Below are 22581 nucleotides of genomic sequence, written 5' to 3' on the forward strand. Positions count from 1 at the left end.
TTTTTGTGCTTATAGTATAAAATCTAACCAGAAAAATAGTATAATATTTTTAGCTTATTTCACATGGCTTTGTAAATTTAGATAGTCAAAAAGGAAAAGTATATGCCTCATAAAACTAAAGAAGGAAAAAGAAAAAAATTAGCTAAATCCTTTAGACCTTCTTTATTCACAACGATGGAGTCCATAATAACTGACAATAATCAGACATCATTTGATGCATTTCTGCAAGAAAATGAAGGAAAATCAGTTAATGCAAAATTTTTATTAGCAAATTGGAAAGAGTTTAAGCCTCTCTTTACACAAAGCTTACCGCTTTTAAAAGAAATCATTACTCGAGAAATTAGTCGTCCTGAGCATACTTTCGCTTTTTATAACGGCAGCTCTAATGCAATAAAATTTTTTCGTATGGTAATGAGTATTATTTATAAAGAGGAAGGATTGGGAGCAGAGATAGAAAGCATAAAACCCAACTTGATACTTGGGCGTCTTAAGGCTCAATCTTTTTCTCCTCAAAGATTTTTTGAGAAAACTATCGATCAGAAAAAATTTCTATATCCTTTCAATAATTCGTACAATCTCAAAGAAAGGCCTGTTTTCGATCATGAAAAAAAAATCACAAAAAACCTCCTGGCTGCCTCCATATTACTGCATGATGGTAATATAGGGGAATCTGGGTGGCTTTTATTTCAAGAAAATTTTAGTATATCTATAAATTCTGACGAATTAACGTTTCTTAGAGTGATTTTTGGTGAGTTTTTCATTAAGAAGGGTTGGGATACCTTCCCTATAGATAAACTAGTTGAGTTGTATGCGAAATATAAAAATATTTTACAAGCCCAGCTTTTGCAAATTTTTATATCTGAAACGGCGTTTAATGATCTAGGTTATTATTGTTATGCGGGAGGCGTTCCAGTGGTTAAGGATAGCGCCTCTTTCCTGCATGATCTTTTAGAGGAATTTAAGAATCAAGATTCGACCCAGTGGAAGAAAGTAGTTACTGAGAACTTAACTAAAGCTTTTAAAGAGAATAAACTTTATCATTTAGCAGATAGACCATACCCCCCATGTGACTTAGTTTATGATGACGGTGCTGAAGTTGATTGGTTAGGATTTTTGCAGGCTCGATTCATAACAACCAACCCTGATTTTTATACTTCCTCAGAAATCACGATTAATGAATACTATCAGAGTGACGAAGCTTATTATAGGGCTAAGGAACTCAAAGGAGAGTTGAAATCTCTCATTAATCTATTTTTTGAAGAAAATCAAAAGAGCGCTCAGAAAATTAGATAGATAAGCTCAAACTAAACCCACCAGCAACCGATATTTGTGCTCTCTAACTAGACTTAAATAGTCTAATAACCAACCATACCAGCTATATCCATTAACACTTCCGCTCTAAAATCAGTATATAGTGCCCATCTTGGAACTTGCGTGATTGGGAGAAATTTTTTTTTAAATTGCATGCTATTGAGAGTAAATTGTTTTATTTGGCTCAGCTGATAATATTTTTTAATGATCCAAAGATCAACATTGTTTGATGGGATCTCATTATTATACAAATGCGCTATTTTTCCCCAACTGATTTGTTGCACCCCTTCTTGTTTCAATTGCAATAAAATTTGTGAAAAACACCAATCAGATAAATAATTGGCTCGATACTTCAAATCATACGCAGCATGCTCAAAAAAATATTGATTAAGCCCTGTTTTACAAGCAGTGACAACCGCAATTAACTCATTATATTGATTTGTTACCTTCCATATTCTTCTATAAATTGATGGATGATATACATAACGTTTCACGATTGCTGCACCAAGTCTTGGAAATGACAAATGTCTTAATTTTGAAAAATAAGAAATAAGATGATTAATTTGGTCTAAATTTTCATCTTCCTGTAATTCATTGAGTTGCAAGCGATCTCGTTTTGCGCGGTGGATGGCATGCCGAAAATCTCGGCTTTTAATTCCACTTAGCTCAAATCGCTGTATATCTGTTATCCATTCATGACCTAAAAAAAATTTTTTCAATGGTATTTGATGCTGATCAATTGTTTTAACAATTGACTCATTCACGTCAATAAAGCTGCAAAAGCGCTGTAACTGCTTTGACTCATCGAGAATTATATGAATCGCATTAACTACTTTCTTAAAATAATCATTTATATCAGCGCTCACAAAATCTCCTTGATAAATATCGGTAAATTCGGCTGGAAAATGAGCGATGATTAAATCTTCAACTTTTCTATGATTAAAAGCTTGTTCATATAGCAAGCCATGATGGGAACATGAAAGTTTATTTTTTTTAAATGCAGTGAGAATAATAGGATCAATTGCCTTTGTTGTGGAGGTCAATTTGTCTTTTGCAACTTCTCTAAAGGTTCTTGTCTTTTTAGTTTTAAATTTATAGATACACGCTTGTAAGATAAAAGTAACTAAAAACTTAACTTTTTTCATTGATAAATTGTTCCATCTCTATACAATCCAATAAATTCGTTTAAATTAAAATAATCTGCAATCGTATATTTAAACAACTTAGAACTAAAAAATCTTTAATATTACAATGAAAAAAATTAATTATCTCTATATTACTCAAACTAATTTATCTGCTATGGAAAATAGTGGCATGCTATTGGTAAAGGGCTTGCGAAACGTATAACTGAAAAATTTCATATGGATTACCATAGCTTTTATAAAATTAATTAGTAAGCGAGAAACCCGATTAGAGCTTGAGCATTTTCTAGAAAAAGGGGCTCGACTTGTACTTTTTTAAAAGAGCTCAATGAACAAGATGAAAAGAGAGCTATTACCAAACATTCTTCTAAGTTTTTCTAGGGAAAATAAGACTAAAACTCGCTCCTTTTAATGTCTTAGATTCATTTACTGAGAGCGTCCCATCATGTAGATTCAATATGGATTTGGTAATTGATAAACCAAGCCCAATATGTTTTCCTATCGGGCCTATTAGTAGATACGAGAATCATACTGTTATAAAATTATAATGACATCTCGGAGCTAGAAATGAAAAAAGAAAGACAAACCACTTATCAAAGAAAAACTCCTCAATTTTTTCTTGGTTTTTTCATTGATCTTGTGCTATGGAGTTTAACGCTTATAGTCTTATTAATTCTTAATTAAATTAAATCAGGACTTCCTGCCTTAGAAGTAATTGCAGGCTTTCCTTACAAGAAATCGCTTGGCAAGTTTAGGTCGGGCCCATAGCCCGACACTTGCTCAACCTCCGTATTTGCATCTTAGAAGTTAAAATAAGTTCTATCATAACAATATAATGTAACTTTCTTGTTTCTTATCATAACTTTAGTAGTTGTTGGTGATATTTTGCGAACTTTTAATTTTTTAATTTTTTTGACAGTACAAACTCGTTCTGTTTCGCCAATTGTTAGAAAATAGAACCCATTTATTGGCGTTATAGTTGGAGGCAAATAATACACACCATCACGAAACTCTACCGTTGTGAACGTAGGCGCCGTTGTAAGACCGATAATGCTCACTCTATCATTAACGATTTGTATATTATTATCTATATCTACAGGGGTGGTTGCCTCCATGTTTGGATTAACAGTCGTATCTACTACTTGAGCATCAGCAGGAGTAGTTACGGAGGTTGTGGAACCATCTACATTGGTAGTAGTCGATTGAACACTAGTTCCAGTAGTGGGATCAACGGTTGTGGTAGAAGGAGTAGTTGAGGTTGTGGAACCATCTACGTTGGTAGTAGTCGATTCAGTAGTATTTCCAGTAGCTGGATCAACGGTTGTTGTAGTGGTACTTGTGCCCGCCGCAGCAAAAACCATACTAGTACTTAAAAGGGTTATCCCTATAATATATCCTTTGTTCATTCCATCCTCCTTAATTTTTAGGAACTATATTATATTAGCATAAATCAAAATACTTTAAGTAAGAAGCTAGCATAACAATATTATTGAGCTTATATTAGCTTGCTGAGAGTCACATAAACAAATAAAATAAATATTTAGGTGATGTTAATTAAATGACCAGTTAAGTGACTAATTTACGGGCTTTTGGGAGTAGGTCAGGTGCAGTTCCATAACCGGTCGTTTAAAGGCGAGAGCTATTGGGTTAAGGTTTAACTGCAACAATTTATTACTTGGAATTGGCTTCATAAGAGTTTTCAAAGAAGTCTATTAAATAAAATTTTATAAATTCCAACCCTTGCTTGTATTAAAGAGTTTTGGTTCAAAGCTTATTTTAAAAGGGTGTATGTTTCAGTGTTGATTCTTGTTCCCTAATAAAAAAGTACAAATGTTCTTTGTCAAAACTGTCAACATCTTTATATGAATCTAATAATTGTGCTAAAACACCACTTTCCAGTATTTGTTTTTCTTCTGATGTGAAAATAATCTCAAGATTACCATCTAATAGTTCAAAAATTTTTTGAGCTACAATGACCTCGGCTTCTATAAATTGGGTTTTATTTGATGCGGCTTGGCTAGAAAAAAATGTGGTTGATGAATTCTCTTTGGTCGTTTGATTTTGAATAAAATTAGTTAATGACTCCTTGAGTTGATTGAATGAACCGTTATATGGCTTGGGCTGAATTGATACCAGGCGAGAGAATTCAATTGGAGATGACGTAAAAATTATTTTTAAATCTAGCGGAATATCATTCGTTTTTGAATTAGAAAAATTTGTTAGATTGTTGACATTTAACAGGGCTTCATACAAGATTTCGCAAATTGCAGCGCTACCTCTATAGCATGGCATTCCTTGCGCAAGATGCCATACTATTTCTTTAATTAATTCTGATTTTTTTTCAGAATCGCTATTTTTTTTCCAAAAGTTCATTATAAATTCCACTCACAGCAGTGTACATTTTTTCTAATTCTCTTACATTAGTATGATCAATGCGGATGTATGATACATCTTCATCATTTTTATCTTGAGCATGAATTAAATTTAAAGTGGAATAATTTATTCCGCCGTACATAACAGTGAGGTAATTAACCGAATTTATTTTTTTAATTCCAGAGATACCATAAAAACCAAGTGAGTTGACGCCCGTTTCTAATGTACATTTCTCTTTCATCTTCTCAAATAAAACTAAAATCTCATTATAAAAACTTGCGTATCGGCCTGAATTATCAATTATAGTTTTCATGGTATTACTAGTAGTTTTAGGCTCTCGTAATTTCCCCAAATCATTTTTATCTTGTTGATCTAATAATTCAGCAATTTTTTTTCTAAGACCAGCAAGAAAAATATATAAATCTTTAAAATTTTCACCTTTTACAATTTGATTTGAAACGGCTTGTACAGAAATTTTCTTTATAAATTCGTAAGCTGCCTGTTTATCAGGATTCCACGCTGCAATTAATGAATTAGGTTCTCTTGGCATCATACATACCTCTGAATTGTTGATAAAAGTATAGTATTAAAACCAAGATATATGTGCTTCCTAAATACGTTGCTTGAATTGAAGGCCAACCTGGCTGGCATGTTTATCAAGTAACTTTGCAGCATTTAACAACTATAGCGTCTCATTTATCTGAAAGAGTATGTATAAGCTAATATAAGCGATTTGGTGATTTTATAAGTGGATGATAGGTAATTAGCTGGAAAAAGAATTCATTAATCAATTGTTTGACATTTATACTTGAGAGCTAGCTCTAATATAACTCTCTAAATATCGTACATTATTTGTAACACAGCTCTTAAATTTATTATGCTTATTCTAAATTATTTGGCAGAATCTAGATGTATCAGGTACTTTTTCCTCATGTTTGATTTTTAGCACAGGTTTGAGTTTTGGCGGGAGTGCAATTTCTGTTAATGTATATAATATTTCAAATAATTTAGTCTCTTTTCCTGTAAAACCAACCTGTTCTGATTCAGCTCTTAATTTCTTACATGAAAAATCGCCTGGTATAATTCCGACGATATTATAGTTTAATTCATCTTTGAAACTTACTAACTCAGAATAACAATCGTCTGTGGCATTAATAACCATAAGTGGAGAAGATAGCGATGAGTAATCTCTTGATTTAACTATTTCAGGACAGGATTGAGTTATTTCTTCTAATATACTTTTCAACTCAGCTTGTGATAACTCCTGCTCATCATTTCCTAAATCAATTAATTTTAGTAATTTATTTTTTCTATCCTCAAAATCTTCTGTCAAAATAATTTTACGCTTTTGGATATTATCAATTAGAAACAGTTCGTCTTCTTGTGAATAAAAGAATGAATAAGGATGTTTATTAGAAAATTGGAATTTTTTTTCAGGCGTTTCAATAATAATATCAAATGTTTTTTTATGATTAATAATCATATTTAGGATGTTTGAACCATGATAGAAATTTTGTAATCCTTCGCAGCAAATTCTTACCTGATCTATCGAGCTGGCTTTTATGAAAAGACATAGCGTATCTTCCATGAATCTGGCCATATACTCATAAGCGGTAAAAAGAGATTGCCGAATATGTTTCATCTGTAACGTATATTCATAAAACTCAATTTGGCATTTATTTATTAAAGATTGTACATGTCTTGTTACCCAAATTGACTTTACTGTATCAAGCTTAGTTGCATCAATAAAATAAACAGGTAAAGGGAAATTATAATCAATGTATTCTAAGTCAATACAACTGTTTAATTTTTTTTGCAAATCTACTAAGGACAGTTCATTGTGGGCTAGACGCGCAAGCAAATTGTTTCCAGGCAACTGAAATAAGGGATTATATTTTTTAACTAATTCTTTAGCTGAAAGCCCTAGATATTGTTTTAAATCTTTCGTAATAAATTGCTCTTTCCATAGGCAATCATCTTCAACTTCTTCTTTAATTTGTTTAGATACAGATGCTAGTCGACCTAGCTGTTGACGGGTAAAAAAGGAAAACATATAAAGTCTTATTTCTTTAGGTAAGTTATTCATCACAGTTTTTTACACAAGCCATTTTGGTGTGGTTAAATTGAACTTTCGAATGTTATAAAAACAGGTTTTTAAGCTCTTACACAAAAGTCTTTAAAATAAAAGCATCATTATTATAATAGTCAAGTCGAAAGTGCAATCGATATACTACTGATTAAGTTGTTAACTACAGTTTTATTGCAGTTTATAAAAATGGATTGAAAACCTCACCTCAATCCATAATTTTAGGATGTGTTCAAAATAAAAATTCATTTCGCTTTTATTTTTTAATGCTTACTGCTCTAATTACTCTTGTGAGCTGAACGCTTTAAGCTAATTTCATCTAAAAGTTGATGGTGACTATCAATTACATCAAAGCTATTTTCAACTAACAGAAATTGAATGTTAACTATTTTTGTTGTTTATTTGTATAACATAAAACGGACGTTTTTAGTTGTATTATTTGTATCTGTTTTTCACTTTATAAAATTAATATGTTCTGTATAATTTAATCCTTAAATAAGGTTAATTATTAACATTCATCATAAATGGATAAATTATGGCCAAAACCATTGCTTACATTCGAGCATCAACTGATAAACAAGATTTAAACAATCAAAAATTAGAAATCTATGAGTTTGCTAAGAAAAATAAATTAGTAGTGGATGATTTTATTCAGATGACTATTTCCAGTCGGAAAACGATCAAAGAGCGACGTATCGATGAAATGCTCTCGGTGCTCAATGATGCTGATACCTTAATTGTCACAGAGCTTAGTCGCCTCGGCCGAAGTACCGCAGAAGTGATTGGGCTTATCAATGAGCTAATCAAAAAACAAGTTCGAGTCATTGCTATCAAACAAGGCCTTGATATGAAGCAGCACGACATGACGTCTAAAGTCATGATTACACTTTTTTCCTTGTTTGCTGAACTTGAGCGTGACTTAATTAGCCTTCGGACGAAAGAGGCGCTTGCCAGTAAACAAAGAGAAGGTGTTCGATTAGGCAAACCCAAAGGTATTATTCAGAAAAGTAAGTTCGATAAAGATATCGATAAAATTATTGAGTTATTAAAATTAGGACTATCGGTTAGAAAAATTGCTTCCTATTTAGGTTATAGTAATCATATTGGTCTTAATATGTATGTTAAGAAACGTAATCTTAGACAAGCAGCCGTTCTATCATGACTGATTCCTATTTAAATCGCTATGCTGTACCTGAAGATGAGAATTTTGAACCTGGCGCGGAAGTGGGGATACTTAAAAATTTTCTTGGGATTAAATCAAAAGATAAAATAGAAATTATTGAGGAGCAGGAATTACAACGAACTGAGCTAGAGTTGCTAGAAATATTTGATGAAAATCATTGTTTCAGTGCGGAAGTTTTATGTAACATTCATGAATTATGGCTTGGAGATGTTTATCCTTTTGCTGGAAAATACAGAACAGTAAATATGGAAAAAGCAGGTTTTCCTTTTGCTCCAGCAATAAATATAGCTAAGTTAATGTCAAAATTTGAAAAAGAATGCCTTTCTGATATACGCCCTGCCATTACACTAATATAGATGAACTAGCTTATGCATTAGGTGTTGTACATGTTGAATTTATTATCATTCATCCCTTTCGCGAAGGAAATGGGCGCACTGCACGCTTGCTAGCTGACTTAATGGCTATGCAAGCAAGAAAACCACCCTTAAATTACACAGCCATTGATCAAACACAAAATCCAGAAGGCTTTTCCCACTATATTCTTGCAATTCACGCAGGGTTTACAGGAGATTATTCTTTAATTAAAAATATTTTTAAATTGTTAATAGAGCAATCTATTTAGATATTTTATAGATTTTTTTCTTGCCCTGTGAAGGTATATTAAAAGATTTGAGAACAATGTTTTTCTCATAAATGCCTTCAACGCCACACGATGTTCTTACTGAGCGCTGCACTAAACGCTCACGATTGTCAGCATCCTTTAAATAAGGGTTTGTACTGATAAGATTTTGTTTTTTCATAATCTAAGTATAACACATTTAAGCTTCTGCCTTAAAGAGAATATAAAACAATAAACAACCCTAAAGCTATGATTCTTTAACTTCCGTAGTCTATATAATTCGGGCGATTTTTATTAAAGAGCATTATCTTTCAGGAACTCTTTTTAGGATTTCTAAACTTAGCAATAAAATTGACTATTTTCAAACGTCTAGGAATTTTCTCTAGCAAATTTTAGTCTACTTTGATTGCTGGAAGAAGGTGGACAAGGGATGTTATAAGATATATAAAGGATCTTGTCTTCCTCTGCCATTTTAGTGTAACCACTATTAATTTGCTTGCAATGCTCAATCATATGAAAATTTAGAGCATTAACTTCGTAGTATTTGAGTCGCAAGAATAGATGGCCCCGTAATGACACTTTTATAGACGGGTTCAAAAATTTTAAACTTATTTTTCTTCCGCTATTTTTTTCTAAAAATACTATAATAGACGGAAGTGAAATTTCCTTTTTTAATTGCTCATAAATACAATTTAAGCAATTTAAAATTATGAGTTTCTTTTAAGAAAAATGAAACCAAATATGTTGCTTAGGGGAATCAACTTTTAGACGTCAAAGTAATAACCATTAAATCAAAGATTGAGGTTTGGAAAGAGGTCTATTATTTTCTTCTTTAAACTGCACCAACTCCTTAGGCGCTTTATCGCCTAATTTTTAATATTCATATAGGAAGAGGTAAGGGGAGCTTCTGCCTCAACTAGGCGTTGTAAGCAGGTGAATTTTGCTTCCTGATATATCTTGAGGCATGTATCAAAAATCACTTCTTTACTTGGTGAGAGCGCATTTAATTTTAACGTCTCAATATTAGGATTTGAAAATTCTCCACTGGCAACATAACTGGGGTTTTGTAAAATTTTTTCCATTTCATTTTCTGCACGCATATACTCAGTAACAAGCTCTTCTACAGAATAACCTGGTATGATATTTGAATTTACTAACAAAACAGGCAATAAATTTTCTTGCATTAATAAATATTGTGATAATAGCATTGAATAAGTTCGGCCTACACCATCTTGAAAAGGATGAAATAACACAGCATACTTTAAATAAGAAAAAATGGCTGTCAGTTTTTCTTCTTTTGTTTTAGCAACTTTTAACTGAGCTTTTAATTCGTTTATTTGTTCCTCACCAATAGTATTTAAAAAATCTTCAATATTATCTATTGAACGGCCACCAGCATAAAAGTAGATTTCTTGCCTGTTCTTCTCTTCCCATAATAAAGCTGCTAATTCTTCTGAATCTTGCCCTAAATTTCCAATCGGCTCACTTTTAGTTGCATTACGAAATTCAAATTGACTTTTCCCATGCCGCTTTGTTACTTCCTTTAAATAATTAATAGATTCAATTAATCCGGCTAGACTGTCCGCCTCTTTTACTAAAAGCCAGAGAGCCGGCCGGCATCGAAATTCACCCGAAGTCTGTTCTAACATGTTTTCAACCTTTTCGGTGCTTATTTTGTGTAAACGTTTGATGAACTCTAATGATAAAGGTTCACGCTCTACTACACTTGACAGCACAGTTGCTAAGCCACGTGTTACATGAAGCAAATATCCGGGTTCTGTCTCCTCAAACCCTATCCATCCCTGTTGCATATTTATTACATCTACTAGTATTTCGCTTTTTCTATTCTCTAGCCTAAACCGTTTTAGCCATCCTAACATTTCTTCATCACCATTAGCCATCTCATAGAGACTACCAACAGTAAGAGAGCTAATGCTTTTTTTGATTTCTTCAACAGGCACAAGTTTAGCCTGCTCCATTGGGACACTTTGCAACTTTGAAAAAAGCGTATGATAAATATATTGACGAAAATCAAATCTACCTCTTTCAATAAAAAATCTCCAAAATTCTAATTCTGGAAAATTTTCTAAAAAATATTGTAGATTATTTCTACCAGCAGCACCTACACCAGCAACACCTGCAGTAGTATCAGAATCGATAGTATTTGTAAAAAATTTGCTATACATACTCATCCAACGTTCTAACTTTATTTTTGTAGTATAGTAAATTTTTGCCTTTTTTTTGTACAACCGTTCTTACTTATAGGAATAAGCATATATTTATACAGCTAACTCTGTAAATTTGTCTTTTAGGACCTCTCTTCTACTTTCAGGAACTGTTTGAATAATTTTAGGGAGTATTCTAAGCACATTCTCAATACAGGCAATCCTTCAACATAACTATATTATATTTAATATATGAACTAATTTATGGATATTAAGATAAATTAAGAGATGACAAATAAATTAAGTTTGATAGGGAAATTATATGAATAGTTCAGAAGCAAGAATATTTGTTGAAAATTGGTTTGACAAGGTTTGGGTGCAATCATCTGTTGATAATCTTAAATCCTTCTATGATAGCAGGGTTAAAGTAACAGCAAACGGATCGAATTATAATATAGAAGAGCTAATCAAACATTGTGAGTGGTGTAGAGAAAATGAAAAAATTGTAAAAGTTGATTTTGCTGATGTTGTTGCCGAAGGTAATATCATTGCTTTCAGGGTTAGGTATAAATATGCCGACAAAAATCAGAGCAGTTTAACAGGTGAAAATATTGGAATTATGCACTTAAATGCAGATAAAAAGATTATCCAAATAGATGTTAAATCTAGTGAGGTATTCAGTACAAATTAGGAGGGCACCTATGTTAGAAATTAATAATGAAAATGATGTGGATGCTTTATTATTAGGCTTGTCTTTTATGGGTACAGGAGGGGGTGGAACTCGTGAAATGGGAAAAGGGTTACTAATGGATTGTTTAAATTCAGGAAAAAAAATAAAGTTTGTTTCATTAGAGGTGCTAGAAGATAACTCTCTGACAGCATGTGCTTACATGATGGGTTCAAGCAGCCCAATGACACATGAAAAAAAACAACAAATGCAAGCTTATGGCTTAGTTGATATTAAAGTTAATAATATGCAAGCTGCAGCTATAAAGACATTAGAAAAATTTTCTAATGTAAAAATTGATGCAATTATGCCTTTGGAATTAGGGGCTGCAGCCAGTTCAGGAGCGATTTCAGGAGCAGCTTGGTTAGATTTACCTATCATTGATGCAGACTATATGGGAAGAGCTCTCCCTGAAATTTCTCAAACCTTACCCGTGATACACAATCTCCCTATGTTACCTTTAGCTAGTGTTGATAAATATGGCAATGAAGTCATAATAAGTAATGCCAGTAGTTATACTATAGCTGAGAGATTGGGCAAAAGCGTTGCTTCAGCTTCCTTTGATTTAGCGGGCCAAGCTGCATTCCTTTTAAGTGGAAAAGATATCAAGCCAATAGCATTATCTGGCACTATCAGTAAAGCATTTGATTTAGGTAAAACAATCTTAAAAGCTCAACAAAACAAATCTAATGTTACGGAAGCAATAATTCAGCATTTTAATAATAGTGCTAAGGTGCTTTTTAAAGGGCATATTGCAAAACTTGAATCTTACGAGAAAGATGGGTATTTTTATGGAGAAAATCACATTAATGGGAGTGACGAATATTCTGGGAATAAGTTCCGAGTATGGTTTAAAAATGAGCATATTTTGTCTTGGATAAATGATAAGCCCTATGTGTCATGTCCAGATTTAATTTGTATTATTGATAGTTCTTCAGGCTTACCCTTGCTCAATGGTCGAATGGAAATAGATCAAGATATTACAATCTTAGGTATACCTGCTGATAAAAAGCTACGGTTTAATAAAGCTCTCGAACTATTAAATCCAAAATATTTTGGATTTGATTTCGGATATGAGCCATTGAAATAAAATTAGTCAAATTGTTTATTGTTATTAGTATTCTATAAATCCAAAAATCCAATAGTTACTTTAATTATTATATAATAATCCTTATAACAGGTAACAACTAAGAAGTTAGATAAAAAATAACTTGAGATTTGTCAATGTAAGTAAACTGAATTAGCTTCCTTTGAATCAAATTATCCTTGAACTATTAAAAATCTCCGTTACAGATCATGACTATTTCCATAATATAAGTAAATTTTGAAAAAGGTAGTCTATTCAAATGAGTACAACAATTTTACAAATTTAAATTTTGCTCAAGAGTACTAACATGTGCGTAGCCAATTAATCTAGACATCACTTTTCTCAATTATTATTATTTTTAATGGGTATTTAATACTTTGATTTATTATACAAGTTTTGAGAAAATAGCCATGAATAAAAGCGTTAGTAGATAAAGATTCTAGGTTTTTTTTATTAAGGGGCGAAAAGAGTCTCAAAAAAGGGTCGTTTTTTGAGAGTCAAGCCTAATGTTAATTTAATAGCATTTAATGTATTTATTAACTTATCAGGCTAACGTAGGATTCCAGTTCTAAGGGCTCTGTTGCAAAAACTTGAATTCTATAAAAATCAAAAAAATATTTTTCACTCGGGTATTACAAAGTTTAAATTAGATGAATTAATTTTCTGCCCAAATAGCCAAAAAACTAGCAGATTGCAACTTCGAGAATCTACTTTCCAAAACTAAAAAATTTTTTGCAACAGAGCCATTTTTTGAGCTCATAGAAAGTACTATTGAAATTAACTAATAATACTACAGCTTTATTTTTTGCAACACCGCCGGGCTTCTTCAGCGACAGCAGTTAACTCGGTCACATCGAAATAACTTGGTGACGATTATCCAAAGTCATCTGTTCCTCAAGTTGTGATTTAAGATTGATAAAATCCTTTGTTCTTACTTCACATAATGCTGTCATGGCAATCAACGAATGCTGTTCGCCAAACGCCCACTGCCGGGATTGCGCGACCACTGGATGCCACTTACCCTCGTCGCGCGCTCCGCCGCCACCCTTATATAAAGCAAAATCAATACCCAACTTGGAATCAATGCTAAACCAACTTTCATCCTCGTCAGTAGCCCAATTATAGAATTGTTTTGATGATTTTGGTTGTGAGGTAAACTTAGGCACAGGATCAAAAGGCTCATTAGAGCAGTACTCATAAACAACATGCATAGGCAGCAGCTTTTGTGCACCACCAACGCCTTCGCGCCAGTGCTTATCAATGGTATCCCAATCCTCAGCCCCTGGCACGTCTATCGAATTCATTTGCGTTTCCAGCTCTTTAATGGTTTGTAGCTCTTTAATGATGGTATTTTCGAAATCAAAATGCTTTTCAGTGATTGTTTTCCCACTAAGCCTATAAGTGACGCCCTCTATGCTAATTTTGTTGTATTGAGCAATCAATTGTGCGAATACCTGCTTACCTTCTTCGTTTTTAGGTAAGCACGCAAGCATCATTGTCCACATGTGTTTATCCAAGGCCCAAAGTGCATATTCAAGGCTACTTATGTTATCAAAGGTCCGTCCAGAGCAATCCGTCACTTTGCCCCTTTTAAAAATTAAACTCATGTCCTTCTTTAATATCGCTGCAACCGCTTCATGTTCTCCGCGCGTTACATAATGTAATAATTTACGAACATCAATCATAGGTTTAAACAAGGCCAAATGATATGGGGATGTCATAGAAAGGTTTACTAAATCAGGGGTTGATAAACTTTGTGCTGTTTCGATTTGGAGGTTCGAGTTTAATTTATTAAATTCAAATTTGTCTTTCATACTTTCTTTTTGCCTTATTTATATTCATTTAGGTTAATTTAAGAAAACATTATACATAAACTGATTGGTATAATAAAGATCACCATGATTTAATATAGATCATACAAAGAGGCTGCTCAGAGATATTTATCTATTAATGCGAGATCATACCCAAAACATACTAATCACTGGTGCGGGTACTGCGGGACCAGCCTTGGCTTTTTGGTTATAAAAATATAGTTTTTCAGTAATGGTTATAGAACAAGCATCTGAATTAAGAGTCGGAGGCTATAAAGTTAATCTGCAAGGCAAAGCCATCGAAAGCGATACCTTATCAAGCTCAAAGTCTTTATATTAACCCGGCACTAAATTGTAACAATATTACTATATGCGTATAATGCAAGAAATTTTGTTATTAAAAGTATAAGCATGGATAGCGGGGATCTATCAATCAGTGAGTTGCAAGGCTCTATTGCAAAAAATTTTTTAGTTTTGAAAAGTGAGTCAGTTTTGGTGTTAGAATAGACTCTGTTGCAAATAAGATAATTTAATTTTCCACCAAGATAGAAAAAATTACTAAATTTTAGATTCGAAAATCCACTTTCCAGGAGTGAAGTTTTTTTGCAACAGAGCCAATCAATCAATTTACATTTACATTCTGAAGTTCGTTAGTTGATTATCAGCGCTAGCTTCTTCTAGTTCTTCTTGCAAAGTAGTTATACTGTCTAATAATTTATTTGCCTTTCTTTTAAGTCGTTCTACTTTCTCTATAACTGCTTCTGAATTCATTACATTATCATTTCTCTTATTTTTTGATTCTTGGCCTAATGATTCTGCAGCAGTAAAAAGAGTTTGTTTAATTTCCTTTGGAAAAGGAAACCGTACATCCAATTCATTAATAAATAGTTTAACATCACTAGCACTAGAGTACTCTAAATCAAAAGCATACTTATTTCCCAAAAGGATGTCATTAGAAACGTCTTTAATATTCATTTCTTTACTGGCTAGAGATAATGAAAATTCGTCGTAAACATTCTTATCTTCAACTTGAAAGGTAATTATATTTTTTCTTTCATGTCCTCCATTAATACAAAAACTGATTTTTTTATCTACAAAAATATAGGATAGATAGAGGTCGTCAGGAAGATTGTTATAGTTTATGTCGTCCCTTCTCCACTGCGCATTTTGTTTCATCTCGAGGGCAGAAGGAGATTTATTTCCTTGTTCAAAAAAAGAGTGCATTGAATACATAACGATCCTTACTTTTTATTAATATAGCTAAATTTCGGCTAATTTAACTATATAATTATCTTTTTATCAATAGCTTATACTTAGTGAATTCTATTAGAGCTTCTGAACTGAAAAGAACCTCTCTATATAGTAAATGTCTTTCACTTAAAGCTGAACTATATCTTGAGTTTATATTTTGTGTTCATTATATTTGCAGTAAAGCCAGATAGACCATCAAATTTGTTCATTATTCCATAGAAATTTTGACAATCTTATTAATCAATCGTACTGGAAGAGTTGTTCTAGTAGCCTATATGCCTAATTAATATTGTAGAAAATAAAGATGTTTTCAAGAAAAGATAACTCGTATGTTCTTTCCTATGTAAGTAAAAAGGATTTATTAAGCTTAGGCTCAGTTAGTAAAACTTTTGCGTACATCGCTAGCGATGACAGTTTATGGGGCACTGTTGCAAAAACTTGAATTCTATAAAAATCAAAAAATATTCTTCACTTGGGTATTACAAAGTTTAAATTAGATGAATTAATTTTCCGCCCAAATAGCCAAAACTAGCAGATTGCAACTTCAAGAATCCACTTTCTAAAATTAAAAATTTTCTGCAACAGAGCCATTTTTTGAGCTCATAGAAAGTACCATTGAAATTAACTAATAATACTACAGCTTTATTTTTGCAACACCACCGGGATAAGCATGTGGCGGCTTACCCGGGCTTCTTCATCGATATGTTGCCAACTCAGTCAAATCTGAAAAACTTGGTGAGGATTATCCAAAGTCATCTGTTTTTCAAGTTGCGATTTGAGATTGATAAAGTCCTTTGTTCTCGCTACATATAACGCCATTAAAGCGGCTAAATCAGTCTCGCGCATAACTCGGTGATAAATTGCCGCCCCGTACCCCTTCGCCGTTCCAGCAGGGCCATCCTCCCGAGCGCCTTTATATATTGCAAATCCGGAACCTAATTTCGACTCAACATCAAACCAATTTTCATCCTTTTTAGTAGTCCAATTATTGAATTGTTTTGATGATTTTGGCTGCGAGGTAAACTTAGGCACAGGATGAAAAGGCTCATTAGAGCAGTACTCATAAACAACATGCATAGGCAGCAGTTTTTGTGCACCACCAACACCTTCGCGCCACTGCTTATCAATGGCATCCCAATTCTTAGCCCCTGGCGCGTTTATAGAATCCACTTGCGTTTGCAGCTCTTTAATGATGGTATTTTCGAAATCAAAATGCTTTTCAGTGACTGTTTCCCCATTAAGCTTATAAGTGACACCCTCTGTGCAGATTTTGTTGTATTGAGCAATTAAGCTTGCAAATACCTTCTTGCCTTCTTCATTTTGAGGTATGCACGAAATCATCACTGCCCACATGTGTTTATCCAAGGCCCAAAGTGCATATTCAAGGCTACTTATGTTATCAAAGGTCCGTCCAGAGCAATCCGTCACTTTGCCCCTTTTAAAAATTAAACTCATGTCCTTCTTTAATATCGCTGCAACCGCTTCATGTTCTCCGCGCGTTACATAATGTAATAATTTACGAACATCAATCATAGGTTTAAACAAGGCCAAATGATATGGGGATGTCATAGAAAGGTTTACTAAATCAGGGGTTGATAAACTTTGTGCTGTTTCGATTTGGAGGTTCGAGTTTAATTTATTAAATTCAAATTTGTCTTTCATACTTTCTTTTTGCCTTATTTATATTCATTTAGGTTAATTTAAGAAAACATTATACATAAACTGATTGGTATAATAAAGATCACCATGATTTAATATAGATCATACAAAGAGGCTGCTCAGAGATATTTATCTATTAATGCGAGATCATACCCAAAATAGTTCTGTTGCAAGAAATTTTCACTTCTAAAAAGTGGGTCTTCGAATTTAAAATTCAGTAATTCTTCTAGGTGAAAAATTAAATTATCTAATTTAAATTTTAATACCTAAGTGAAGAATATGCTTTGATTGCTATAGGATTCAATTTTTGCAAGAGAGCTACAAATAACCTAAACTGCTAAACAGCATCTACTAACAATCTTGGTATATTTTTGTGGTTGAATTTTTTATTGTAGCAATAGCTGGCTTTTTCTGTGGCTTTCTCAATACTTTTGAAGAGGTAAATAAACATGACTATTAATGCACGTGAGTATCTAGAAAAACAAATAGGTCCTTTAAGTTTAGGTAAAACCCTTCGTGCTATTCGATTAGGTGAAGAGAGGAAAGCCAAACTCATTTTGCTAAAAGGTTAGGTATTTCCGTTCAATATCTTTGTGATTTAGAGCATGATCGTAAGATAGTTAGTGCTAAGAAAGCTAAAGCCTTTGCAGATAAACTTGGCTATTCTGATAAACAATTTGTTCGGCTTGCCTTACAAGATTCATTAAATCAATATAATATACCCATGCATGTTGAAATTTCTGCTGCTTAAAGAATTTGATATAAATATATCTACTTTTAAATATCTGCATAAATTTGTGTTCCATTAGTTCTATTATCCTAAATAATTTTAAAGATTGATTTTTATAAATCCTGAAAGATGGCCGAAAAACCACTCTGAAGCAACGAGCTTGTCGCTAGCTAATTTGATTAACTTTGGTCTCATAAACGGTCGTCTTACGAGACAGCTCTAAAATAGACTAAAGTATTTTTTAAGTCGCTGGTTATGTTCTTTTATATGACACCTAACTTAACTGTTTTTTCTATAAAGGAATTCGGCTCTAAAGGAGGGCTAAAGAGATAACCTTGAATTTGAGAACACTGATATTTTTTTAATAATTTAAATTGTTCTTCGCGCTCCACCCCTTCAGCTAGAGAAATTAGATTTAACGTTTTAGCCATGACAATAATTGTCCGAGCAATTCTATTGTCATTTTTATTTAAATGCAGATTAGTAATAAATGCCTTATCTATCTTTAGGGTTTTAAGAGGTAATTTTTGTAAATATGAAAGCGAAGAAAACCCAGTACCGAAATCATCTAAGGAAAAAGTAATACCTAGTTTACATAAAGCGTTCATGACTAAAAGTGCTTCTTCGGCTATTAAGAAGGAGGATTCGGTAATCTCTAAGTCAATATAATTTGGTTCAATCTGGTAGTCAGTCAACAAAGCAGTAACTTCTTCAATAAAGCCTGCGCTTAATAAGTGTTTTGGAGAAATGTTAATAGACATAGGTATTTTTTTATAACCTTTCTTATTCCACTGCGCTATATCCTCACATACTCTCTTTAACACAAAACGTCCTAGTTTAATAATTAAATCTGATTGTTCCGCTATTGAGACGAACGTCATGGGAGAAATATCATTGCCTTTCGAGTCCTTCCAGCGACAGAGCGCTTCGGCACCACAAATTTTTTCTGATTTAACGTCTATTCTTGGTTGGTAAACTATTGTTAGAGCATTCTCTTCTAAGGCTTTATTTAATAAAATTTCAAGCTCATAATTTTGAATAACTTGTTTAGTAACCTCATCTGAATAAAAGCGGTAGGAAATATTATTCACACAAGGTGCACGCATGGCATATAGCGCATGCTGGACAAGCTCATCACCATTTTCGCTGTCTTGAGGGTAAATGCTTACTCCGATTTGAGGCGTAAGTAAAGAAGCTCTGTCATGGGAATTAAGTAGTTCTGCAAAAAGACTTTCAATCTTCTGAATAAGGATTGAGGTAAAATAGCTGTAATCAGGCGAAACAGGTAATACTAATGTAAATACATCATCATCCCAGCGGGCGATCGCTATATGGTTCAAATAAATCTCTTTTAATCTCTTAGCCGTTTCTTTAAGAATTGTTTCACTAGTAACGGAGCCTAAGACATTTTCAAGCTCCTTAAAACGATTAAGTCGTATAGCTATCACTGCAATCCGGCTATTGGCTTGACTATTACGGATAGCACTATTAAGGTTTTCTAATAATAATCTTCTGTTAGGTAGCTCAGTAACGGAGTCAAAATAAATGGTTTGCTCAATTTTTTTTCTCATTTCATTAAGATGGTAAGTATAACTTAATTCGTGTTCAACGAGCCGTGCAAACTGGATTAATAAATTCTCTTCCTGCGTAGAAAAACTACGTGGTTTTTTATCAATCAAACAAAGGGTTCCTAAGGCCTTGCCTGTTGGACCTCTTAAAACGGCACCTGCATAAAAACGAATAAACGGCTCATTAAGAACTAAAGGATTGGTGTTAAATCGTTTATCTTTTAAAGCATTAGGAATGACTAATATTTCTCTTTCTTCAATGGTATAGGTACAAAAGGAAACACTTCTTGGCATTTCACTGACTTCTAAGCCCAAACAAGCTTTAAACCATTGCCTGTTAACATCGATTAAACTCACTATTACGATAGGAATATTAAAAATATCAGCTACTAGTTTAGTGTATTGGTCAAACCTAAGTTCTTTTTCTGTATCAAGAATTTGTAGATTATATAATTCCTTTAACCTTAAAACTTCTTTATCTTTTTTGAAACTCATATTCTTTCCTCATGGACCTAAGCTAATCTTTCTAACTCATTAATATCTTTATAAACTGTATACTTATATTTTAATCCATAAAGGACTATAGGAGGGATGATGGGTCTGTTGTCAAAACTAACAAACGCAAAAATGATAGATTTTAAACGTAGAGCACCAGTATAAGCCTGATTGTGCAGTGATAAATGATACTTCACTATTATTGCCAATCAGCCACTTGTTAAATTAACCTTTTTAAACGTATTCATCACTTTTCCAGGTTACTTTAGTAAAATAGGTAAGATTAAATCATTTAAGCAATTGATATAATTTATATTTAGATAAGCTAGAAAAATTAAACATTGACAGAGATGACAATACGCTGAATCCAAAAGTAGACAGGTTTTTGATAATTTATAATTAAATATGGTCTCAAAAATGGTTCGTTTTTTGAGAATTTGTGATCCTTTTGATAAGTTATATTTTTTTCTTCACTGCTTTAAACGCCAATATAAACACGTACTCTTTCCATGATTTTATTTTTTATCAATATTGAAATTTAATAATCAATTCTGGAGAATAGAGAGCTTTTTTAAGTTGCTCTTGAGAAATTATGACAAATTTTACAGAACAAGCATTATTATCATTGTGTTCTAGTTCTGAAGTCCTTAATTTAAGTAATCAAAATGTTTGCGATGATGATCTAATTGACATTATCAATTTTCTTAATAGACATCCTCAAATAAAAACGGTTGATTTAAGCTGTAATCAGATTGGTGCTATTGGCGCTAAAGATTTTGCTCTGCATAATACGGCCGCAACGACGGTTAATTTACGTGGGAATGAAATTGGTGCTGTTGGCGCGAAAGACTTTGCTGAGCATAATAGAACCGCGACCACAGTTGATTTAGGCGAGAATCAGATTGGTGCTGTTGGCGCTAAAGATTTTGCTCTGCATAATAAGACTGCAACGACGGTTGATTTACGCTGGAATGAGATTGGTGATGTTGGCGCGAAAGATTTTGCTCTGCATAGTACGACCGTAACGACGGTTGATTTACGCTGGAATGAGATTGGTGCTGTTGGCGCGAAAGACTTTGCTGAGCATAATACGACCGTAACTACGGTTGATTTAAGTTGGAATGAGATTGGTGATGTTGGCATCAAAGCACTTGCAAGTAATCTCGTTCTGCAAATGATTAAAGCAGACAATTCTGGATTAACTAGGATAGGTCATTTAGCTTTAAATGAAAAAAGTCCACGTAAGCGGGCCTGCTATGGAAGAGAAGTTGGTTTACCTAGCGACGTCCCCTCATTGCTACGGTTAAGCTTGTTTAGTATTAAAGAAAAGCTTATTCGTGATAATCAAGGTCAATTGCGTTCTTTCGACAAAGATGATCTAAACGGTCTTGAGGATTTAGTCCCGTTACTTAATCAGAATAAAATCTAACCACCAAAAATTAGGCTGTCACTCATCTAACAAAACAGTAAGGTATGGATTGTCTCAAAAATGGTTCCGGCCTGTTGCAAAAGGTGAAAAAACTTTACACATTAGGACTATCCTGATCTAATCAGCGGCTTTTAAAATAGCTCATGCAAGGTCAATTTCGCAATGAACTGCTTAATTCGAATAACTCCCTGATAGACAACCTTATTTCGCCAACTCATTTATTAAAAAAAGTGAACCGGTCTGTTGATTTTTCCTTTGTTAATGAATTAACAGCGTCTTGTTATAGTCCTAATAATGGTAGACCCTCAATATCACCAGAGCTGTGTTTTCGCATGTTGCTTATCGGTTATTTATTTTCAATACCCTCAAACCAACGCCTTATAGAAGAAGTAAAGTATAATATCAGTTATCGGTGGTTTTGCGGGTTAGCGTTGGATTCACCTGTACCAAGCCATTCTTCGCTTAGTCGTTTTTTTAAGCGACTATCGTTTAGTGTATTTCAGTCCTTTTTAATGCCATACTTAAACAATATCATCAAGCAGGTTTGCTTCATAGTAAAAGTGTGATGACGGATAGTACCTTGTTTCAAGCGAATGCTTCTATTAACTCACTCGTACCCAAATCCGGTAATAAAGACACAAGACAAGGCGAGCGAGGTGTTAAACTTGCTAAACGAACTGTCTCTAATAAAATTCATCAAACCCTAAAATATAAAGCACATGTTAGGTTTTAACCATGAGATTGATGAAGTCATCGCTGATCGCGCTTATGGCGCAGGGCATACTATTGCAACGCTCAAATCAATGGGTATTACTACCTATATTCCTTTATTTAGTACCCGTAGCGGCGCTTCACAACGAACAGTCACACCCAACTTTGATTATGATGCGGAAAAGGATATCTACCGTTGTCCTGCTAATTTTGATTTATTTCAATAGGTTACAT

Annotated in this window: 23 protein-coding genes; 13 read left to right on the forward strand and 10 right to left on the reverse strand. The window is 33.3% G+C overall.

The window, feature by feature from the left end; translation table 11 throughout:
• The first annotated feature begins 102 nt into the window (after positions 1 to 102).
• The gene (locus tag ACQUW5_RS00590; RefSeq protein WP_444988991.1) at positions 103 to 1293 is read left to right on the forward strand and encodes a hypothetical protein; all 1191 of its coding nucleotides are present in this window, start codon (positions 103 to 105) and stop codon (positions 1291 to 1293) included.
• A 62-nt stretch (positions 1294 to 1355) separates the two neighbouring features.
• On the opposite strand, the gene ACQUW5_RS00595 is transcribed toward ACQUW5_RS00590, so the two are convergent.
• The 5 genes from ACQUW5_RS00595 to ACQUW5_RS00615 all read right to left on the reverse strand — a co-directional run bounded on the left by ACQUW5_RS00595 (position 1356) and on the right by ACQUW5_RS00615 (position 6912).
• Positions 1356 to 2456, reverse strand: a complete 1101-nt coding sequence (locus ACQUW5_RS00595; protein WP_444988993.1) for a hypothetical protein — start codon at positions 2454 to 2456, stop codon at positions 1356 to 1358.
• A gap of 797 nt (positions 2457 to 3253) precedes the next feature.
• The gene (locus ACQUW5_RS00600; protein ID WP_444988995.1) at positions 3254 to 3859 is read right to left on the reverse strand and encodes a hypothetical protein; all 606 of its coding nucleotides are present in this window, start codon (positions 3857 to 3859) and stop codon (positions 3254 to 3256) included.
• 370 nt (positions 3860 to 4229) lie between these two features.
• Positions 4230 to 4826, reverse strand: coding sequence for a hypothetical protein (locus ACQUW5_RS00605; protein WP_444988996.1), 597 nt, complete (start codon positions 4824 to 4826; stop codon positions 4230 to 4232).
• Positions 4804 to 5379 carry a hypothetical protein gene (locus ACQUW5_RS00610; protein WP_444988998.1) on the reverse strand — a complete coding sequence of 192 codons (576 nt, stop codon included), beginning with the start codon at positions 5377 to 5379 and terminating at the stop codon, positions 4804 to 4806. Before ACQUW5_RS00610 ends, ACQUW5_RS00605 begins: the two co-directional genes overlap by 23 nt.
• Before the next feature lie 333 nt (positions 5380 to 5712).
• Positions 5713 to 6912 carry an F-box protein gene (locus tag ACQUW5_RS00615; protein WP_444989600.1) on the reverse strand — a complete coding sequence of 400 codons (1200 nt, stop codon included), beginning with the start codon at positions 6910 to 6912 and terminating at the stop codon, positions 5713 to 5715.
• Positions 6913 to 7447: 535 nt separating this feature from the next.
• On the opposite strand from ACQUW5_RS00615, the gene ACQUW5_RS00620 reads away from it, so the two are divergent.
• The 3 genes from ACQUW5_RS00620 (at position 7448) to ACQUW5_RS00630 (ending at position 8717) form a co-directional block, all read left to right on the forward strand.
• Positions 7448 to 8074, forward strand: a complete 627-nt coding sequence (locus ACQUW5_RS00620; RefSeq protein ID WP_444989000.1) for a recombinase family protein — start codon at positions 7448 to 7450, stop codon at positions 8072 to 8074.
• Complete coding sequence (locus ACQUW5_RS00625; protein WP_444989002.1) at positions 8071 to 8451, forward strand: Fic family protein; 381 nt, start codon at positions 8071 to 8073, stop codon at positions 8449 to 8451. Before ACQUW5_RS00620 ends, ACQUW5_RS00625 begins: the two co-directional genes overlap by 4 nt.
• A gap of 86 nt (positions 8452 to 8537) precedes the next feature.
• On the forward strand, positions 8538 to 8717 hold the full coding sequence (locus ACQUW5_RS00630; RefSeq protein ID WP_444989004.1) for a hypothetical protein: 180 nt from the start codon (positions 8538 to 8540) through the stop codon (positions 8715 to 8717).
• An 863-nt stretch (positions 8718 to 9580) separates the two neighbouring features.
• Here the strand turns inward: ACQUW5_RS00630 and ACQUW5_RS00635 are convergent.
• Complete coding sequence (locus ACQUW5_RS00635; protein ID WP_444989006.1) at positions 9581 to 10900, reverse strand: hypothetical protein; 1320 nt, start codon at positions 10898 to 10900, stop codon at positions 9581 to 9583.
• A 301-nt stretch (positions 10901 to 11201) separates the two neighbouring features.
• Here ACQUW5_RS00635 and ACQUW5_RS00640 point away from each other — a divergent pair, with 301 nt between their 5' ends.
• On the forward strand, positions 11202 to 11570 hold the full coding sequence (locus ACQUW5_RS00640; RefSeq protein WP_444989008.1) for a hypothetical protein: 369 nt from the start codon (positions 11202 to 11204) through the stop codon (positions 11568 to 11570).
• Positions 11571 to 11580: 10 nt separating this feature from the next.
• Positions 11581 to 12696 (forward strand): DUF917 domain-containing protein, encoded by a 1116-nt coding sequence (locus ACQUW5_RS00645; RefSeq protein ID WP_444989010.1) that lies wholly within the window; start codon positions 11581 to 11583, stop codon positions 12694 to 12696.
• Positions 12697 to 13541: 845 nt separating this feature from the next.
• Here ACQUW5_RS00645 and ACQUW5_RS00650 read toward each other — a convergent pair.
• Together ACQUW5_RS00650 and ACQUW5_RS00655 are read right to left on the reverse strand one after the other, a co-directional pair.
• Complete coding sequence (locus tag ACQUW5_RS00650; protein ID WP_444989012.1) at positions 13542 to 14507, reverse strand: Dot/Icm T4SS effector CpeA-related protein; 966 nt, start codon at positions 14505 to 14507, stop codon at positions 13542 to 13544.
• 630 nt (positions 14508 to 15137) lie between these two features.
• Positions 15138 to 15737 carry a hypothetical protein gene (locus ACQUW5_RS00655; RefSeq protein WP_444989014.1) on the reverse strand — a complete coding sequence of 200 codons (600 nt, stop codon included), beginning with the start codon at positions 15735 to 15737 and terminating at the stop codon, positions 15138 to 15140.
• 322 nt (positions 15738 to 16059) lie between these two features.
• Between ACQUW5_RS00655 and ACQUW5_RS00660 the strand changes: the two genes are divergently transcribed.
• A complete protein-coding gene (locus tag ACQUW5_RS00660) occupies positions 16060 to 16197 on the forward strand; it encodes an F-box protein (protein ID WP_444989016.1) in 138 nt (45 codons plus the stop codon).
• Between the two features lie 275 nt (positions 16198 to 16472).
• On the opposite strand, the gene ACQUW5_RS00665 is transcribed toward ACQUW5_RS00660, so the two are convergent.
• Positions 16473 to 17417, reverse strand: coding sequence for a Dot/Icm T4SS effector CpeA-related protein (locus tag ACQUW5_RS00665; protein WP_444989018.1), 945 nt, complete (start codon positions 17415 to 17417; stop codon positions 16473 to 16475).
• 446 nt (positions 17418 to 17863) lie between these two features.
• Here ACQUW5_RS00665 and ACQUW5_RS00670 point away from each other — a divergent pair, with 446 nt between their 5' ends.
• Both ACQUW5_RS00670 and ACQUW5_RS00675 read left to right on the forward strand, forming a co-directional pair.
• Complete coding sequence (locus ACQUW5_RS00670; protein ID WP_444989020.1) at positions 17864 to 17986, forward strand: hypothetical protein; 123 nt, start codon at positions 17864 to 17866, stop codon at positions 17984 to 17986.
• 2 nt (positions 17987 to 17988) lie between these two features.
• On the forward strand, positions 17989 to 18165 hold the full coding sequence (locus ACQUW5_RS00675) for a hypothetical protein (protein ID WP_444989601.1): 177 nt from the start codon (positions 17989 to 17991) through the stop codon (positions 18163 to 18165).
• 242 nt (positions 18166 to 18407) lie between these two features.
• Here ACQUW5_RS00675 and ACQUW5_RS00680 read toward each other — a convergent pair whose 3' ends face one another.
• Entirely contained in the window at positions 18408 to 20207 is a 1800-nt protein-coding gene (locus tag ACQUW5_RS00680) for a sensor domain-containing phosphodiesterase (RefSeq protein ID WP_444989022.1), read from the reverse strand.
• Positions 20208 to 20799: 592 nt separating this feature from the next.
• On the opposite strand from ACQUW5_RS00680, the gene ACQUW5_RS00685 reads away from it, so the two are divergent.
• From ACQUW5_RS00685 to ACQUW5_RS00700, 4 genes are all read left to right on the forward strand, one after another.
• Entirely contained in the window at positions 20800 to 21636 is an 837-nt protein-coding gene (locus tag ACQUW5_RS00685) for a leucine-rich repeat domain-containing protein (RefSeq protein ID WP_444989024.1), read from the forward strand.
• Between the two features lie 143 nt (positions 21637 to 21779).
• Positions 21780 to 22202: a transposase gene (locus ACQUW5_RS00690; RefSeq protein ID WP_444989026.1), complete on the forward strand. Its 423-nt coding sequence runs from the start codon at positions 21780 to 21782 to the stop codon at positions 22200 to 22202.
• Entirely contained in the window at positions 22202 to 22369 is a 168-nt protein-coding gene (locus ACQUW5_RS00695; RefSeq protein WP_444989028.1) for a hypothetical protein, read from the forward strand. The genes ACQUW5_RS00690 and ACQUW5_RS00695 overlap by 1 nt, the downstream gene beginning before the upstream one ends.
• Positions 22356 to 22574 carry a hypothetical protein gene (locus ACQUW5_RS00700; protein WP_444989030.1) on the forward strand — a complete coding sequence of 73 codons (219 nt, stop codon included), beginning with the start codon at positions 22356 to 22358 and terminating at the stop codon, positions 22572 to 22574. The genes ACQUW5_RS00695 and ACQUW5_RS00700 overlap by 14 nt, the downstream gene beginning before the upstream one ends.
• The last annotated feature ends 7 nt before the right edge of the window (positions 22575 to 22581 follow it).

This window comes from Legionella pelazae (assembly GCF_052527395.1).

What these genes read in the sequence shown, in the direction of transcription:
- ACQUW5_RS00590 (WP_444988991.1), top strand. Translation starts at nt 103, where the DNA reads ATGCCTCATAAAACTAAAGAAGGAAAAAGAAAAAAATTAGCTAAATCC.
- ACQUW5_RS00595 (WP_444988993.1), bottom strand. Translation starts at nt 2,456, where the DNA reads ATGAAAAAAGTTAAGTTTTTAGTTACTTTTATCTTACAAGCGTGTATC.
- ACQUW5_RS00600 (WP_444988995.1), bottom strand. Translation starts at nt 3,859, where the DNA reads ATGAACAAAGGATATATTATAGGGATAACCCTTTTAAGTACTAGTATG.
- ACQUW5_RS00605 (WP_444988996.1), bottom strand. Translation starts at nt 4,826, where the DNA reads ATGAACTTTTGGAAAAAAAATAGCGATTCTGAAAAAAAATCAGAATTA.
- ACQUW5_RS00610 (WP_444988998.1), bottom strand. Translation starts at nt 5,379, where the DNA reads ATGATGCCAAGAGAACCTAATTCATTAATTGCAGCGTGGAATCCTGAT.
- ACQUW5_RS00615 (WP_444989600.1), bottom strand. Translation starts at nt 6,912, where the DNA reads ATGAATAACTTACCTAAAGAAATAAGACTTTATATGTTTTCCTTTTTT.
- ACQUW5_RS00620 (WP_444989000.1), top strand. Translation starts at nt 7,448, where the DNA reads ATGGCCAAAACCATTGCTTACATTCGAGCATCAACTGATAAACAAGAT.
- ACQUW5_RS00625 (WP_444989002.1), top strand. Translation starts at nt 8,071, where the DNA reads ATGACTGATTCCTATTTAAATCGCTATGCTGTACCTGAAGATGAGAAT.
- ACQUW5_RS00635 (WP_444989006.1), bottom strand. Translation starts at nt 10,900, where the DNA reads ATGTATAGCAAATTTTTTACAAATACTATCGATTCTGATACTACTGCA.
- ACQUW5_RS00640 (WP_444989008.1), top strand. Translation starts at nt 11,202, where the DNA reads ATGAATAGTTCAGAAGCAAGAATATTTGTTGAAAATTGGTTTGACAAG.
- ACQUW5_RS00645 (WP_444989010.1), top strand. Translation starts at nt 11,581, where the DNA reads ATGTTAGAAATTAATAATGAAAATGATGTGGATGCTTTATTATTAGGC.
- ACQUW5_RS00650 (WP_444989012.1), bottom strand. Translation starts at nt 14,507, where the DNA reads ATGAAAGACAAATTTGAATTTAATAAATTAAACTCGAACCTCCAAATC.
- ACQUW5_RS00655 (WP_444989014.1), bottom strand. Translation starts at nt 15,737, where the DNA reads ATGTATTCAATGCACTCTTTTTTTGAACAAGGAAATAAATCTCCTTCT.
- ACQUW5_RS00660 (WP_444989016.1), top strand. Translation starts at nt 16,060, where the DNA reads ATGTTTTCAAGAAAAGATAACTCGTATGTTCTTTCCTATGTAAGTAAA.
- ACQUW5_RS00665 (WP_444989018.1), bottom strand. Translation starts at nt 17,417, where the DNA reads ATGAAAGACAAATTTGAATTTAATAAATTAAACTCGAACCTCCAAATC.
- ACQUW5_RS00670 (WP_444989020.1), top strand. Translation starts at nt 17,864, where the DNA reads ATGACTATTAATGCACGTGAGTATCTAGAAAAACAAATAGGTCCTTTA.
- ACQUW5_RS00680 (WP_444989022.1), bottom strand. Translation starts at nt 20,207, where the DNA reads ATGAGTTTCAAAAAAGATAAAGAAGTTTTAAGGTTAAAGGAATTATAT.
- ACQUW5_RS00685 (WP_444989024.1), top strand. Translation starts at nt 20,800, where the DNA reads ATGACAAATTTTACAGAACAAGCATTATTATCATTGTGTTCTAGTTCT.
- ACQUW5_RS00690 (WP_444989026.1), top strand. Translation starts at nt 21,780, where the DNA reads ATGCAAGGTCAATTTCGCAATGAACTGCTTAATTCGAATAACTCCCTG.
- ACQUW5_RS00695 (WP_444989028.1), top strand. Translation starts at nt 22,202, where the DNA reads ATGACGGATAGTACCTTGTTTCAAGCGAATGCTTCTATTAACTCACTC.
- ACQUW5_RS00700 (WP_444989030.1), top strand. Translation starts at nt 22,356, where the DNA reads ATGTTAGGTTTTAACCATGAGATTGATGAAGTCATCGCTGATCGCGCT.